Source organism: Streptomyces sp. MNU76 (assembly GCF_020982545.1).
Classification (GTDB): Bacteria; Actinomycetota; Actinomycetes; order Streptomycetales; family Streptomycetaceae; genus Streptomyces.
In genome coordinates this window covers 459,996-473,676 of sequence record NZ_JAJKLK010000001.1, presented here as the reverse complement: position 1 = coordinate 473,676, position 13,681 = coordinate 459,996, and the positions used below count along the sequence as shown (strand labels likewise).

14 protein-coding genes, 1 tRNA gene and 1 pseudogene are annotated in these 13,681 nt (G+C 71.7%); 2 read left to right on the top strand and 14 right to left on the bottom strand.

Features of this window, described 5'->3' with window-relative positions; all coding sequences use genetic code 11:
* Positions 1 to 200 precede the first annotated feature (200 nt).
* From E4N62_RS02085 to E4N62_RS02070, 4 genes are all read right to left on the bottom strand, one after another.
* Positions 201 to 1,652, bottom strand: a complete 1,452-nt coding sequence (locus E4N62_RS02085; RefSeq protein WP_230211668.1) for a TQXA domain-containing protein — start codon at positions 1,650 to 1,652, stop codon at positions 201 to 203.
* 292 nt (positions 1,653 to 1,944) lie between these two features.
* Entirely contained in the window at positions 1,945 to 2,424 is a 480-nt protein-coding gene (locus E4N62_RS02080) for a single-stranded DNA-binding protein (protein ID WP_230211667.1), read from the bottom strand.
* Positions 2,425 to 2,644: 220 nt separating this feature from the next.
* Positions 2,645 to 4,843 carry a YfjP family GTPase gene (locus E4N62_RS02075; protein ID WP_230211666.1) on the bottom strand — a complete coding sequence of 733 codons (2,199 nt, stop codon included), beginning with the start codon at positions 4,841 to 4,843 and terminating at the stop codon, positions 2,645 to 2,647.
* The gene (locus E4N62_RS02070; protein ID WP_230211665.1) at positions 4,840 to 6,516 is read right to left on the bottom strand and encodes a dynamin family protein; all 1,677 of its coding nucleotides are present in this window, start codon (positions 6,514 to 6,516) and stop codon (positions 4,840 to 4,842) included. The genes E4N62_RS02075 and E4N62_RS02070 overlap by 4 nt, the downstream gene beginning before the upstream one ends.
* Before the next feature lie 271 nt (positions 6,517 to 6,787).
* Between E4N62_RS02070 and E4N62_RS02065 the strand changes: the two genes are divergently transcribed.
* Positions 6,788 to 6,860 (top strand) — tRNA-Arg (locus E4N62_RS02065).
* 179 nt (positions 6,861 to 7,039) lie between these two features.
* Here E4N62_RS02065 and E4N62_RS02060 read toward each other — a convergent pair.
* Positions 7,040 to 7,354 (bottom strand): annotated as a pseudogene (locus E4N62_RS02060) (DUF2087 domain-containing protein); the annotation flags it as partial.
* A 309-nt stretch (positions 7,355 to 7,663) separates the two neighbouring features.
* On the opposite strand from E4N62_RS02060, the gene E4N62_RS02055 reads away from it, so the two are divergent.
* Complete coding sequence (locus tag E4N62_RS02055) at positions 7,664 to 7,960, top strand: chaplin (RefSeq protein ID WP_215455537.1); 297 nt, start codon at positions 7,664 to 7,666, stop codon at positions 7,958 to 7,960.
* A gap of 197 nt (positions 7,961 to 8,157) precedes the next feature.
* On the opposite strand, the gene E4N62_RS02050 is transcribed toward E4N62_RS02055, so the two are convergent.
* The 9 genes from E4N62_RS02050 to E4N62_RS02010 all read right to left on the bottom strand — a co-directional run bounded on the left by E4N62_RS02050 (position 8,158) and on the right by E4N62_RS02010 (position 13,419).
* Positions 8,158 to 9,024, bottom strand: coding sequence for a tyrosinase family protein (locus tag E4N62_RS02050; RefSeq protein WP_230211664.1), 867 nt, complete (start codon positions 9,022 to 9,024; stop codon positions 8,158 to 8,160).
* Positions 9,008 to 9,478 carry a tyrosinase family oxidase copper chaperone gene (locus E4N62_RS02045; protein WP_374116908.1) on the bottom strand — a complete coding sequence of 157 codons (471 nt, stop codon included), beginning with the start codon at positions 9,476 to 9,478 and terminating at the stop codon, positions 9,008 to 9,010. Before E4N62_RS02045 ends, E4N62_RS02050 begins: the two co-directional genes overlap by 17 nt.
* Positions 9,479 to 9,568: 90 nt before the next feature.
* Positions 9,569 to 10,075 carry a hypothetical protein gene (locus tag E4N62_RS02040; protein ID WP_230211663.1) on the bottom strand — a complete coding sequence of 169 codons (507 nt, stop codon included), beginning with the start codon at positions 10,073 to 10,075 and terminating at the stop codon, positions 9,569 to 9,571.
* A 198-nt stretch (positions 10,076 to 10,273) separates the two neighbouring features.
* Complete coding sequence (locus E4N62_RS02035; protein WP_230211662.1) at positions 10,274 to 10,867, bottom strand: vitamin K epoxide reductase family protein; 594 nt, start codon at positions 10,865 to 10,867, stop codon at positions 10,274 to 10,276.
* Positions 10,868 to 10,974: 107 nt separating this feature from the next.
* Positions 10,975 to 11,472: a DUF5949 family protein gene (locus E4N62_RS02030; protein WP_217184543.1), complete on the bottom strand. Its 498-nt coding sequence runs from the start codon at positions 11,470 to 11,472 to the stop codon at positions 10,975 to 10,977.
* A 252-nt stretch (positions 11,473 to 11,724) separates the two neighbouring features.
* Entirely contained in the window at positions 11,725 to 12,015 is a 291-nt protein-coding gene (locus E4N62_RS02025; protein ID WP_230211661.1) for a hypothetical protein, read from the bottom strand.
* 134 nt (positions 12,016 to 12,149) lie between these two features.
* The gene (locus E4N62_RS02020) at positions 12,150 to 12,386 is read right to left on the bottom strand and encodes a hypothetical protein (protein ID WP_230211660.1); all 237 of its coding nucleotides are present in this window, start codon (positions 12,384 to 12,386) and stop codon (positions 12,150 to 12,152) included.
* Positions 12,387 to 12,613: 227 nt separating this feature from the next.
* Positions 12,614 to 12,985, bottom strand: coding sequence for a hypothetical protein (locus tag E4N62_RS02015; RefSeq protein ID WP_230211659.1), 372 nt, complete (start codon positions 12,983 to 12,985; stop codon positions 12,614 to 12,616).
* A 194-nt stretch (positions 12,986 to 13,179) separates the two neighbouring features.
* Positions 13,180 to 13,419: a chaplin gene (locus tag E4N62_RS02010; protein ID WP_230211658.1), complete on the bottom strand. Its 240-nt coding sequence runs from the start codon at positions 13,417 to 13,419 to the stop codon at positions 13,180 to 13,182.
* Positions 13,420 to 13,681 lie beyond the last annotated feature (262 nt).

The following is a 13,681-nucleotide window of genomic DNA, read 5'->3' as shown; positions in this document are numbered from 1 at the left end:
CAGCCCTCGACGGAAACCGGATGGTGAGCCCCCCTCACGAGCGACGCGGCCCCGGCGCCTGGGAGGCGTACCGGGGCCGCGTAGAACGCACGTGTCACCGCGCGGTCACTCACTGTCGAGTTGTCAAGGAGCTCTCTTTCTCCGACGGACCGGTCGCCGTTCCGCGACGGGCCTGCCGCCGTTCCGCGTCCGGCGATCCCTCAGGGGTTCCGCTTGCGGATGAGGATCATCACCGCGCCGCCGATCACGACCAGCCCGATCGCGATGCCGCCGATCACCGGCGTCGCGCCGGAGCTGCCGGTCTCGGCGAGGTCGTTCCCGGTGTCGGTCACCGTGCCTCCCCCGACCGTCGCCGGGCTCGGCTCGCTCAACGTCTGGACCGAGTCGCCGCCCACCCCGGCCTCGGTCTCGGTCTCGGTCTCGGTCTCGGTGCGGCAGTCGAGCACACCCCGGAACTGTTTCGCGTAGCCGTTGGGGCCCTCGATCGTGAAGTCGTACGCCTGGTCCTCCTGCAACGGGATCGTCACCGTCCGGGTGCCGCCCGCCTCGATGGTGTACGTGATTCCCATCAGGTCGAAGGTGAAGGGCTTGTCGCCCTCGTTGGCGGCCGTGATGTCCAGGCCGCCCTCGGCGCAGTTCTTCTCGGCGGACAGTGCGGGTATCGCGCCCTTCTCGGCCCAGTGCGCGGTCGCCGTCGCGGAGACCGTGGACTCGCTGGAGCCCGCGAGGATCTGGGTCTGGCTGCGGGTCTCGGAGGCGAAGGCACGGCCGACCGGGACGGTCGTGGAGGCCTCCACGGTCAGCTCGGCCGTGCCGTCCGCGGTGTCCTCGGGAACCTCGAAGTACAGCTCGCTGCCGTCCCCGGCCGAGGTCACGGCCTCGCCCTCGGCATCGACGACCTTCACACCGTCCGCCGTCGCGTCCGAGGGCGGGGTCACGGTCACGCCGTCGGCGTTGGTGTGCACCGTGACCGGGCCGAGCCGCTCGCCGGCCCGACCGGAGACCGCCGGCGGGTCGAGGGTGAGGGAGGCGGTCGGCTCCGCCAGGTTCCGCGCGTTCTTCTGCAGATAGTCCGCGAGCTTCTCCGCCTCCGGGTCCAGGGCCGTCACATCGGCTCCGTCGGAGTACCGCCAGATCGCCACCTGGGTACCGGTCGCGGCGTCCTGTTCCGTGAGGCCCTCGGCCCCCGCCTTGTCGGCGAGCGCCGCGAGGTCGTTCACCTGCGGGTAGGAGTTCTGCAGGATCCAGCGGATTCTGCCCGCGTCCTTGTTGGCCCCCAGCGAGGTGCCGCTCCAGGGGGTCTCCTGGTACTTGGCGTCCTTCTGCGTCGGGTTCTGGACGTCGACGCAGTAGGTCTGCAGGGTGCCGCCGCCGTCGACGAACATCTCGAACAGCCCTGCGGGGAGCTGCTGTTCCTGGCCTTCGTCGGTACGGAGCACGGCCGTCCCGTACGTCTTGAGGCCGCCTATGGTCGCGGTCGCCCCACCGGAACTCTGCGATGTCCCGTCGGCGGCGGCCGGGCTCGCGGTGGCGATCGCGCCCGCGACGACGAGGCCGGACACGAGCGACACGGCGGCGAGTCGGCCGGCCTTTCGCCTGCGTGCGGTCCGCCCGGACCCACCGGAGATCGACGCCGAGAACCAAGAAACCACAGAAATTCCCTTCGAGCAGGACCCGTTGACGTGGGGGGTGTGGTCCCACCAGCAGAATCAGAAGCCCCGTGAGCTATGCCCGGCATCCTAGGGATGCGGCGCACCACTCTTCCCAGTCGCATCGTCGGACAACCGATCCGAATCGGAATCGTTATCGGTCGCACAGCTCGCGAACAGCACTTATCGACAAGTCGACGAGAGGTGCACACAGGCTCTTCACAGCGTGTCCGTCGATGGACCATGGGACCGATGTACCGACCTGCCACGCCTGTTCCGTGAGTCCGATCCGACGTCACGTCACCCCCGCGGGTTCCGGGCGCAGTTCGGTGGTCGCGTCGAGCACGCTGCCGGGCGGCGGGGCCTCCCAGGCCGGCTCCGGCCGGGACGGGGACTTGGCCGCGATCGCCACCTCGCCCCTGGCCGTCCGCCGGAACGCGGACGTCCCCCGCGACAGATCGTGGCCGACCGCGATCGCGTCGACATCCGCCGAGACCCGGCTCTGCCCGTCGCGCTGTTCGGTGCGCACCTTCAACCGGCCGTGCACCACGACCGGATCACCCAGTGCGACGGACGACGCCACGTTCGCGGCGAGCGCCCGCCGGGCCCACACCGTGAAGAAGTTGGTGTGCCCGTCGGTCCACTCGTTCTTCTCCCGGTCCCAGTAGCGCGAGGTCACCGCGAGCCGGAAGCGGGCCGACGAACCCGTCGCCAACTCCTTGCAGACCGGCTGGGTCGCCACGTTCCCCACCACGCACACCATCGTCTCGTTCATCTCGCGAACCCCTCCTTCACGCCGGCGTCGGACGCCGCCGGCATCGGACACGCGTACGGGCCCGTCCCGTACGGCTGCTGCGTCCGTCGTGCGGCGGTCCTGCGATCGCCGCGAATCCAGACTGCCGCCGCCGGGCCGAGCCCGCTGAGCCCTGTGTGCTACTCGCCGGTTGTGGAAAACTCCGTCACCCGAGGGGGTGAAACGCCGAGCTCGTCTCACCTCACCTCACAGGCGCCGCCCCCAACACCCGCCCGTACTGCTCCCGCACCTCCCGGTACCGCAGCAGTTCGGCGGCCACCGGATCCAGCACCCGGGCCCGGCCGCACCCGGCGGCGGCCTCCCGCAGCCGCCGTTCCGCCTCATGGCCGTAACGCCGTGCCGGACCGCGTGCCGCCAGCCGGCATCCCCACTCGACGGCCGGACCACCGACGATGCCGATCACCATCAGCAGCACCGGCACCCCGAGATTCGGTGCCATGAACCCGATGATCTGCCCCAACAACCACAGCCCTCCCACGACTTGGACCAACGTCATGCAGGCCTGCGCGAGCACCGCCGCCGGCCACCAGCTCGGCCGCGGCGGCCGCCCCGTCGGAGCCCCGGCCCGCACCGCCAGCTCGTCCAGCGCCTCGGGCAGCCCCTGCGCCCCCCGTACGGCCGCCTCGCGCACCGCCTGGGCCCAGGGCTGGGGCAACCCCCTCGCCGCGCGCTCGGACAACGTACGTACGGCCTGTTCGACGCGCTGCCGGGCGGTGGCCTCCTCGTCCACGGGCGTCTTCAGGGCGAGCCGCCCCGTCGGGGGTTCGCTCCGGTCCTGGTACCAGCGCCACAGCCGCAGCCAGGGCGTCCCGCATGCGCGGTTGGCGTTGCGCAGCCAGGCACGCTCGGCGGCCTCGCCCGCAGCGGTGGCGCCGACAGCGTCCGCGAGGCGCGCGGCGAACTCGTCGCGCGCCCTCTCGCTGAGCCCTGCGCGCCGCTGATTGGCGTACACCGGCCACAGCCGCGCCGCCGCCGCGTCCAGATCGGCGCGGACCCGGCGGGCAGGGGCGCCCCGCTCGGCCACGAACTGCTCCAGCGCGTCCCGCAGTTCGCCCACGCCGTCCCCGGTGAGCGCGGACAGCGCGAGCACGGTGGCCCCGGGTTCGCCGTGTTCCCCCAGTGCGACGCCGTCCTCGTCGAGCAGGCGCCGCAGATCGTCGAGCACCTGGTGGGAGGCCTCCCTCGGGAGCCGGTCCACCTGGTTGAGGACGACGAACATGACCTCCGCGTGCCCGGCCAGGGGCCGCAGATAGCGCTCGTGGAGGACGGCGTCGGCGTACTTCTCCGGGTCGACGACCCAGATGACGGCGTCCACCAGCGCCAGGATCCGGTCGACCTGTTCGCGATGCTGCACGGCCGCCGAGTCGTGGTCGGGCAGATCCACGAGGACGAGGCCGCGCAACTGCGCCTCCGCCTCGGCGCTCTGCAACGGCCGCCGGCGCAGCCGTCCCGGAATCCCCAGCCGGTCGATGAGGCTCGCCGCTCCGTCGCTCCAACTGCACGCGATGGGCGCGGCCGTGGTGGGCCGCCGGACGCCCGTCTCCGAGATCGCCACCCCCGCGAGCGCGTTGAACAGCGTCGACTTGCCGCTGCCGGTGGCGCCCGCGATGGCGACGACCGTGTGCTGCCCGGAGAGCCTGCGCCGCGCCGCCGCCTCGTCCAACACCCGCCCCGCCTCCGCGAGGGTGGCGCTGTCCAGCCGGGTGCGGGACTGTCCCACCAGCTCACGCAGCGCGTCGAGCCGCGACCGCAGTTGCCCGTCGTAGGCGAGCGGGACGACCGACTGCGCGACCGGGGCCCTGGTCTCCACTGCAGTCATCCGCTCGGCGGGCCCCGCCTCGGTCGCACGCCGGGCGATGAGCCCGTCGTCCCAGGGGTCACCGGACTCCGCAGGCACGGCGCCCGATTCCGCACGCGCGGACGCGCCCCGGAACCCGTCACCGGGCGTTGCGGGGAGTTCACGGCGGGACGCGCCGCCACCGGAACGGTCGTCCACGCGCGCGTGGAGGTCGTTCTCGCCGGCCCCCGCACGCGGCTCACGGTGCGGGCGCACCGACGGAGCGGCGGTGGTCCTGTCCCGCCCTCCGATCGCGCCCCGTTCTCCGGACCCCTCAGGACGCTCGGCCCCGGCGGCAAGGCCGTTGGCCCGGTCCTCGCCCTTCTCATCGACCATCTTGCCGACCTTCTTGCCGAACTCCGCGCCGACGTCGTAGCCGAAGTCCTTGCCGAACTTCCCGTCGATCTCCTTGCCGAACGCCCTGCCGAATTCCTTGCCAAGCTCCCTGCCGGGCTCCTGACGGGCCGGTCTGTCGTCACCCTTCTCGGGGAGGTCGTCCCCGGTCTGATCCGTGTGATCAGTGACGGCGGTCACGACGGTCACCTCTCCTTCTGCAGTACGGACAGGGTGGCGATGAGTTCGGCCTGCGGGTCGGGGTGCACCTCGAGGGCGTCGAGCGGAGCGAGCCGGCGGTCGCGCTCGGCGTCGAGCGCCCGTTCGAGGTAGTCGGTGAGCAGCCGTCCACCGCGGTCGCGCAGCCGCAGCGCGCCGTGCGCCCCGATCCGTTGTGCGAGCCCCTCCCCGGCGGACCGGGCCCGTCGGCCGCCCAGCAGGGCCGTGGCGCCCAGGGCGGCCACCACCTCCGTGTCCGGGGCGACGCTCCGGTCGAGGTCGCGCACCTCTTCCTCGGCGTACTCCTCCAGGACACGCCGCCAACGCCGTACGGTCATCCCGATGCGGTGCTCGACGCTCTCCCCCGTCGTGTCACGCTCCGTCAGTCCAGCTGCCACGGCCGCCGGTTCGCGACTCCAGGCCTCGGCGATGCGTTCGTCGGCGGCGGTGACCGCGCACAGCAGCAGGGTGCCGAGGCTCTCGACCAGGGCGTCGAGCAGTTCGCCGGCGGTGCAGTCGAGGGGGTAACTGCGCCATCGTTTGAGGGCGTCACCCGCGAGCACGGCCCCCGCCTGCAAACGGCCCTTCACGCGCGCTTGCTCGCTGTCGTACGCCGAGTCGACGGCGGCGGTGAGCCGGAGGGCGGCGGAGTACTGCTGGGCCGCCGCGCTCGCCAGCTCGGGCATCCGGGACCGCAGCGAGTCGAGGACCCCGTGCGCGGTGCGGGCCATGGCCTGGTGACGGGCCGCCGGATCGGTCGCCTGCTGGATGAGCCAGGTCCGCAGCGACGCGACGGCGGTGCCCGGCAGCAACCCGCCGCCCCAGGCGGACTCGGGGAGTTCGGGGACGGTGAAGCGGGGTACGTCGCCGAGGCCGGCCTTGGTCAGCAGCGCCCCGTACTGGCGGGAGACCTCGGAGACGACCTGGTGGGGCACCCGGTCGAGCACGGTGACCAGGGTCGCCCGGTGTTCCTTCGCGGACCGCAGCAGATGCCACGGCACGGCGTCGGCGTAGCGGGAAGCCGTGGTGACCATCACCCAGATGTCGGCGGCGCAGATGAGTTCGGCGGCGAGGACCCGGTTGTCGGCGTCCAGGGAGTCGATGTCGGGTGCGTCGAGGAGGGCGAGACCGGGCGGCAGGCTGTCGGCGGTCTCGATGCGCAGGAAGCGCTCGCCTCTCTTGCCGCCGCCACCGTCGCCGTCCGGCGGGAACGCGTCGTCGTCCGGGTCCTGACCGGGGTCCCGCGGCGGCGCCCAGGCGCGCGTGAGGTTCGGCAGGACCCGCATGCCGCTGAACCAGTGATGGTCCTCGGGATGGCAGATCAGGACGGGCGTGCGGGTCGTCGGCCGCAGTACGCCGGCCTCGCTCACCTTCCGTCCCACCAGGGAGTTCACCAGCGTGGACTTGCCGGCTCCGGTGGACCCGCCGACCACCGCCAGCAACGGTGCTTCGGGTTGTCGCAACCGGGGCACCAAGTAGTCGTCGAGTTGCGCGAGCAGTTCGTCGCGGTTGGCACGCGCGCGCGGGGCCCCTGCCAGGGGCAGCGGGAAGCGCGCGGCGGCGACACGGTCGCGCAGGGCGGAGAGCGCGTCGAGCAGCTGAGGCCGTACGTCCAAGGTCACCACATGCGAAGAATGCCCAATTTTGTGGACTTTCTGAAGCATATAAGTACGTCTGCGCGCCGACAGGACACACGGGACGGACGGGACGAGAGGGGCGCAGGCATAACGAGTGCACAACACCCGGGGTCCGAGGCGGCAAAAGAGGTGCACGATTCGTACCTGCCTGCGATTATCAGGACCGCTTCACCGAACCTCCACATTGAGCCACGGAGGCGAAGCAACAGGGACAAGGACTCGGGAGCCCTATCCTTGTCCCCGGCAACGTCACGGATCAGCCCACACCCGGGCACCAAGACAGAGGCCACCACACCCGGCCCCCGTAGCTCAGTGGATAGAGCAGGCGCCTTCTAAGCGCTTGGCCGCAGGTTCGAGTCCTGCCGGGGGCGCCCACACCCCGCCCTCCTCCGGGAGGGCATTTTTGCTGTTCAGAGCAAGGCTGCGAGCCCACCGGTCACCCATGTGGGCTCTCGATCGCCTGCGGCGACCGACCCAACAGGATCAAGCCACAGCGGCCGAGCGCGGCGGCCCGCCTTCGCACCTTCGCATGGACCTCTGGCGGGTGGTGTCAGGCCACGGGGGTGGCGTCGGGGACCCGGTAGGAGCCGTGGCGGCGGTGGAGGTGGTCCAGATCCACCAGGTAGCGGCGGAGGGTCACATGATCCACCGGGGCGTCCTCGCACCAGGCGCGCAGTCTTTCGTTGACGGTGCGCTCGGGGTACTCGATCCCCGGCTCGAAGGTCCGCTCCGCCACGTACCGCAGCACGACCAGCTTCCGCTGCCACCGGGCCGGCAACCGGACGAGGCGCCCGTCGCGCACGAAGGTCCGCAGCACCGGATCGGCCTGTTCCGGCTCTCCGGCCCGCACGGACGCGGGCGTCCGTCCAGTCGCCCCGGTCCCCTCCACCCTCGCGGCACTCAAGTCCCTTGTCGCCGCCTGCTCCTCCACGCCGTTCACTCCTCTGCCCCGCTGTCCGGCTGCTGCCCCGTCGCCCGGAGGCTAGCCGCCCGACTCCCGCGTGCGCACCGGAATTCCTGCCGGCGCAGGGCGCCCGAAGGGGCCGCCCCCACACTCGCGTTCGGAAAGGGTGATCCCCCGATGAACGCCGTGACCCTCGGTGCGCGGGCGCGTTGAAGGGGCGTGCGGCCACGAAGAAGCGGTCGCGCTCACCGAATCAAGAAGGAGAACGTGATGTCTCGCATCGCGAAGGCAGCCGTCGTCACGCTCGGCACGTCCGCCGTCGTGCTCAGCGGCGCCGGCCTGGCCTCGGCGGACGCGGGCGCCGAGGCCAAGGCCGTCGGCTCCCCGGGTGTCCTGTCGGGCAACGTCGTCCAGGTCCCCGTCAACGTGCCGATCAACCTGTGCGGGAACACGATCGACGTCATCGGCCTGCTGAACCCGGCCTTCGGCAACGTCTGCGTCAACAAGAGCGACGACAACCACAAGGGCAACCCCGGCAGCCCCGGCCCGTCCGGCTACGGCCACTGACGGGGCCGACACCCCGAGCGGCACGGCAGTACCGGCAGGACCAGGAAGTGCACGGCAGTACCAGGAAGCCCTCGACGGTGTCCGACCGTCGGGGGCTTCTCGCCACTCCAGAAGCCCATTTCCGAGCCCGCCCCGAGCCCTTTCCCGCAGCCGGTCACGCAGCCCGTCACGCGGCCCGGTCACGCGGCCCCCACCGGTCACGCGTACCGGTACACGCTCCCGATCTCCTCCATCTGCCCCGGCGTCACGTTCCACGGCGGCATCCGCTCGTCGCGGGCGAGGATCCGCCCCCGCTGGGCGTCGCCCCGGGCCGGCGGCTTGGCCGGGAGGTAGCGCGCACCCTTGTGCCGGCTCTGCCAGCGCGTCCATTGGAGGTCGATGAAGGCGTGGTGCAGCCAGAAGACGGGGTCGTTGACGGAGGCGCCGCCGACCATGTGCCCGCCGACCCACCGGTGCACCCGGTTGTGGTTGAGCCATGAGCCGTTGCCGGTCCCCTGCCCCCACCCTTCGAGCCGGTTGCGGAACCCCCCGCGGGTGACCGAGTTCCAGGGGGCCTTGTCGTAGACCGGCTCGGCGAGGGCCGCGTCCAGGTCACGGGCCGTGGGCAGACCGACGGGGTTGCGGGGGTAGCCGAAGTCCCGGGTGAGGTACTCGATGTCCGTGAGCCCCTCCGTGATGGTCCACCTGCCCGTCCCGTACGCGAAGGGGCCGGTCATCACCCGCTTGTCGGAGCGTCGGCCGTTGCCGCCGAGCAGATCCGCCGTCCAGGGCACCGAGGTCGTCGTACGGTCCCGGGTCCAGTCCCAGTAGGGCACCGTCACCGAGTCGTCGATCCGGCGCAGCGCCTTCTCCAGCTCCAGCACGAACCGGCGGTGCCACGGGAGGAAGGAGGGCGCCATGTGGGCCGTCCGCAGACCGCCGTCGCCGTCGGAGACGTAGTGGTCGATGTGCATGCGCACGAACTCGTCGTACTCACCGCGCTGTTTGAGCTGCAGCAGGGCTCCGACGAACCGCCGCCGCTCGCTGCGGGTGAGGGTGCTGACGTCCTTACGCGTGTAGGCCATGGCCGACCGCCCTCTCCACCATCTCCGACAGGCGCAGGCGCTGGGCCGTGCCCAACTCGTCGACCGCCGCGCGGGTCGCGTCCAGGGCCGTCGGGTACGAGCGGTAGTGGTCGATCATGCTCAGGTACGTGCCGTCGGCGCGCCGCATCAGGTGGAGCGGACGTCCGTCGACGGTGATGTCCCAGGCGTCACCGCCGGGTGTCCGGGCGGCCAGATAGGCGGCCTGGCCCGTGTCGGCCCTGGCGCCGCGGATGCGGTGGCCCCGGTACGTCTCGTCGAAGTCGGCCTCCTCGGGGCGCGCCGACCGGCGTGGCCACGCGGCGGCGACCACGGGGGCCGCGGCCAGGGCGAGGGCGGAGACACCCAGGGCGCGCAGCGCGTTGCGGCGCGTTCTGCTCCGGCCGGCGTCGGGGTCCGCCGTCACTCTGCTCGTCACTCTGCCGACGAACAACACTCTCTCCTCGTCGTGTTCGGTAGCGGTGACCCCCGGGTGGCCGGCCCGGGCGCGTGCGGCCCGGGCCTCGTCCTCCGTGTCGCCGCGGGCTCAGATGAGCCCGAGGTTCGCGGTCGGCGCCGTCCGCAGCACCGGGGTGAGGACGGCCGCCTGGGGGTCCTTGAGGCTGGGCAGGCCCAGCGCGTCGGGGTTGGGCGCGGTCAGCGGGGTGTCCACGTTCAGCCCGGGGGTGAGGGTCCGCAGATCGGCGGCGGGGGCGTCGACGCCGACGCGCTCGAAGCCCTCCCCGACGATCCGGGGCAGCGGGGTCTCGGCCCGCAGCCCCGGCAGCGCGGCGCCGAACGGCACCTGCGGCAGGGCACTGGCCGGCAGCAGCCGGCCCTCGACGTACTTCGGTCCCTCGGGAGCGCCCGGCGACAGCAGCGGCAGCTCCCCGCCCAGCCTGGGCATCTTCACGTTCAGGGAGTGCTCCACCCCTTCGAGCGGTACGGGGACGGGCACCGTCTCGGCCGCGACGGCGGGGGCTGCGGAGGCGCCCACCGAGGCCGCCACACCGGTGACGACGGTGGCAAGGGTTCCTCGTGTGGTCGGCTTCATCTCGGTACGGTCGCTTTCAGGAATGGGCGGATCCGGGGCTCGGCGTCCGTATCTGGTGAACGATCCGGAGATCTCCCTCAGCGGAAGATTCGCCCGACTGCCGCAATAGTCCGAGAGGCCTATCGGCCCACTGGTCGTCTGCTCGGTTCGTCGTCTGCTCGTTTGGTTGTTTGATCGGCCGGTCAGGTGGTCCGGTGGTCAGCTGGTCCAGAAATCCCACCAGCGGGTCAGGACGAGCATCCCGATCACTCCGAGGTGCACCACCGGGAACACCCAGGTGAACTCGCCCAGGAAGCTCCGCAGCCCGGCGGGCGCGGGCAGGAAACCCTCGCGGACGACGAACGAGGTCAGGTACCAGAAGAGGACGACCGTGGCGATCCAGGCCAGGCAGCACCACAGACAGAGCGAGTTGATCCGGTACAGCGACTCGAACTGGAGCCAGGTCACGAAGCCGACCCCGAACAGCGCGCCCGCCTCGAAGGTCAGCCAGTACCAGCGCGGGAAGGCCGCCCCGGCCAGCAGGCTCATGCCGACGCAGATGACGATGCCGTAGGCCACCAGGCCGATCATCGGGTTGGGGAACCCGAAGGCGGATGCCTGGTCGCTCTTCATGATGTTGCCGCAGGAGACGACCGGGTTGAGGCTGCACCCGGGGGTGAAGTTCGGGTCCTCCAGCAGCTTGAACTTGTCGAGCGTGATGACCCAGGAGGCGAGCAGCCCGGCCGCACCGGTGATCAGCAGCAGGACCGCGAAGGCATGACTGCCGCCCGCCGCACGGTGCGTGCCCCGCATGCCCTCGCCCGCCACGCCCGCCGCACCAGGTGAACCCGGGTCACCCGCGGCTCCCGCGGCCCCCGCCGTACCGGCCCGACTCTCCGACCACCCTGCCGGGGCGGCCATCAGCCGCGCAGGCTGCGGGCCGGCAGGAGGACGTGTGCCGCGCTGGTCAGCGTCTCGGTGTCACCGGCGAAGGCGGCGAGGGCCTCGGGCTCGACGGGCGTGCCGGGCCGGGCCTCGGGCCAGGGGCGGGTCGCGAAGAGCAGGTAGGCGAAGCCCCGCCGGTCGACGGCGGCGAGCCACTCCGGCGGCGCGGGGCACTGGGCGTTGAGCTGCGGCATCGTGACGACGGCCTGGCCCGCCTCGACGAGCAGGGTGACCGGCAGACTGGGGTGGGCGGCGCCGTCGACGACCTTCTCGCCGATGGACAGACCGAGGCTCGTCAGCAGATCCGCGACGGCGGCCGTGGAGCCCTCCGGACCGCTCTGCCCGTCGCCCAGGGTGTAGGCGAGCAGGTAGGGCATGTCCCCGTCGGGGGCTTCACCGCTCCATGCCATGACGACGAGCGTGCCGAGGTCTGCGGGGCGGAAAGGGCGGGTTTCAGCGGAAGTTGAAGTCACTGCGGAACCCTATCCACGCCCGCCAAACGACCCTGCCGCCTTTTCACCCGACCGGGCGACAGCCGACGACCGACCACACGAACGAGGGACACGCCTCGAACAGCGCGGACATCCGGCACCGCGGACCTCCGGCATGACGGACGTCTGTCGTGCCGGACGTCTGTCGTGCCGGACGTCTGTCGTGCCGGACGTCTGTCATGGCGGGCGTCCCTCTCCGGGGCGGGAGAACGAACGGGGCCGCGAGGGGAACGGTCAGCGCTGGAGGGGCAGACCACCGAGGAGCTGGCCGGGGCCTCCGGAGGAGTTGAGGGTCTTGGTCGCGCCGCTCACCGTGTGGAGCACGGAGTCCTTGTTCTCGGTGTCGAGCGCGTTCGACTGCTGCTGCAGGGGTGCGGGTGAGATGGGCTCCTTGAAGAGCGTGTTCACCGCGCCGTTGAGGCTGGTGGGCGTGACGTCCGTGGCGTCGTAGGCAAAGGCCGGCGCGGCGGCGCCAGCGATGGCCATGGACCCGGCAACGACAGCGGCGGCCTTCAGGGACTTCATCGTGTTCCTCTCCTCGGAATACTGGAAGCACTGCGCCGTGTCCAACGAGCCCTCGCGCCGGCGGAAACCCCACACCGGACAGGTCATATCTGACGCCGAACGACAGTTCATACGAACCAGTCGGTCCAGCAGGTCTAGCGCACGGGCAGCGTGCCCGTGGGCGGCGTCGCGGGCAGCTCCGCCGGCGGCTGGACCGGCGGCAGGTCGGCGGGGACGGGCAGGCCGCTGCCGACCAGGATGGCCGCGATGAGCTTGACCAGACCGGTCACCACACCGGTGACGGCGGGCACCACCTGGGCGAGGTCGCCGGAAGTGACCGCCTTGAGCAGGGCGTCGACGGCGGCCTGGAGGGCGGTGAGCGCGTCGGTCACCGGGTCCGCCGCGGTTCTGCCGACCGGCTGCGCGAGGCCCGGTCGAACGCCGGCAGCGTGACGGCCTGCTGCGGCACGGCACCGACGGCGCCGCGGGGACGACGGGCGGCGCCGGAGGCACGGCGGGCGACGGCGGCACGGCGGGCGACGGCGGCACGGCGGGCGACGGCGGCACGGCGGGCGCGGGCGGCGTGACGGGCGTCGCGGGACGGCGGGCGCGGGCGGAGTCACCGGGACGGCGGGGCGGCCGGGTCGACCGGCAGGGCGGCGGGCGGGGTCGCCGGTGCCGCCGCCTTGGCCTTGTCGATGGCCTCCTGCACGGCCTTGCCCAGCGAGGCCGCCTGTTCGGCGGAGAGCTGACCGTTGTCCGCCTTGAGCACGGCGTCGAGCAGATCGGTCACCGGCTTCAGTACGCCACCGAGGTCGCCCAGGCCCTTGAGCTGGGTGAGGAGCGCGTCCGCGCCGGGGACGGGGGCGGCCGCCGACCGGGCGCGGTCACGCGTCGTCCGGCGTCGGCCGCCAGGGCGGCGGGGCGGTGACGCCGAGCAGGAGCGTGGCGCAGAGGGCGGGGACCGCGAGACGCCGTGCGGGCAGAGCACGCATGAATGTTCCTTTCAACGGTGCGACGGATTGGCTTTTCACCTTGTCTTTTCACCGTGAAATCGGTGTTCTCCGTCTGCAACCGAGGGACCCCATTCGGGGCAACATGAACCGGCCGCCCTCCCTGCGGGGAGGACGGCCGGTTCGTGTGTGAACGTGCGAACGTCAGTCCGGGGACGTCAGTTTTCGAACGTCAGTCGTTGAAGCACTTGTTGCCGAACGCCGGGTTCAGCAGACCCGCGCCGTCGGTGGTGTTCCCGCACACGTTGACCGGCTCGTGGACCGGAAGCTGCAGGACGTTGCCCGACAGCACGCCCGGGGAGTGGGCGGCGAAGCCCTTCGCCTCGCTGTCGGCGGTGGCGACGCCGGCGGTGCCCGCCACGGCCGCGGCAGCAACGGAGGTCAGGGCCAGGCCCTTCGCGATACGCGACATGGAGAGGTGCTCCTTGGAGTTGATGCATAAACACTCGGGCGGGGTTGCCCGGCTCTGAAGTCAACGCGCGGCATACACCGGGGGTTGTGCCTCCAAAGGAGTGATCTCCCGAATCACTTGCTTCACCATTCCGACACAGTTGGCATGTTCCGCGAATACATACGAACAGCGGGCTAGAGTTGCGCACCTCCCCAGGCCGCCGCGACCTCTATCAGATCCGCAGATATTCGACACCTCGACGGTCGGCGGAATTACCCCGACA

Bases quoted from the DNA above. Each gene is read 5' to 3' on its own strand.
- E4N62_RS02080 (WP_230211667.1), bottom strand. From the start codon at position 2,424: ATGAACGAGACGATGGTGTGCGTGGTGGGGAACGTGGCGACCCAGCCG.
- E4N62_RS02070 (WP_230211665.1), bottom strand. From the start codon at position 6,516: ATGCTTCAGAAAGTCCACAAAATTGGGCATTCTTCGCATGTGGTGACC.
- E4N62_RS02055 (WP_215455537.1), top strand. From the start codon at position 7,664: ATGTCTCGCATCGCGAAGGCAGCCGTCGTCACGCTCGGCACGTCCGCC.
- E4N62_RS02050 (WP_230211664.1), bottom strand. From the start codon at position 9,024: ATGGCCTACACGCGTAAGGACGTCAGCACCCTCACCCGCAGCGAGCGG.
- E4N62_RS02040 (WP_230211663.1), bottom strand. From the start codon at position 10,075: ATGAAGCCGACCACACGAGGAACCCTTGCCACCGTCGTCACCGGTGTG.
- E4N62_RS02035 (WP_230211662.1), bottom strand. From the start codon at position 10,867: ATGCGGGGCACGCACCGTGCGGCGGGCGGCAGTCATGCCTTCGCGGTC.
- E4N62_RS02025 (WP_230211661.1), bottom strand. From the start codon at position 12,015: ATGAAGTCCCTGAAGGCCGCCGCTGTCGTTGCCGGGTCCATGGCCATC.
- E4N62_RS02010 (WP_230211658.1), bottom strand. From the start codon at position 13,419: ATGTCGCGTATCGCGAAGGGCCTGGCCCTGACCTCCGTTGCTGCCGCG.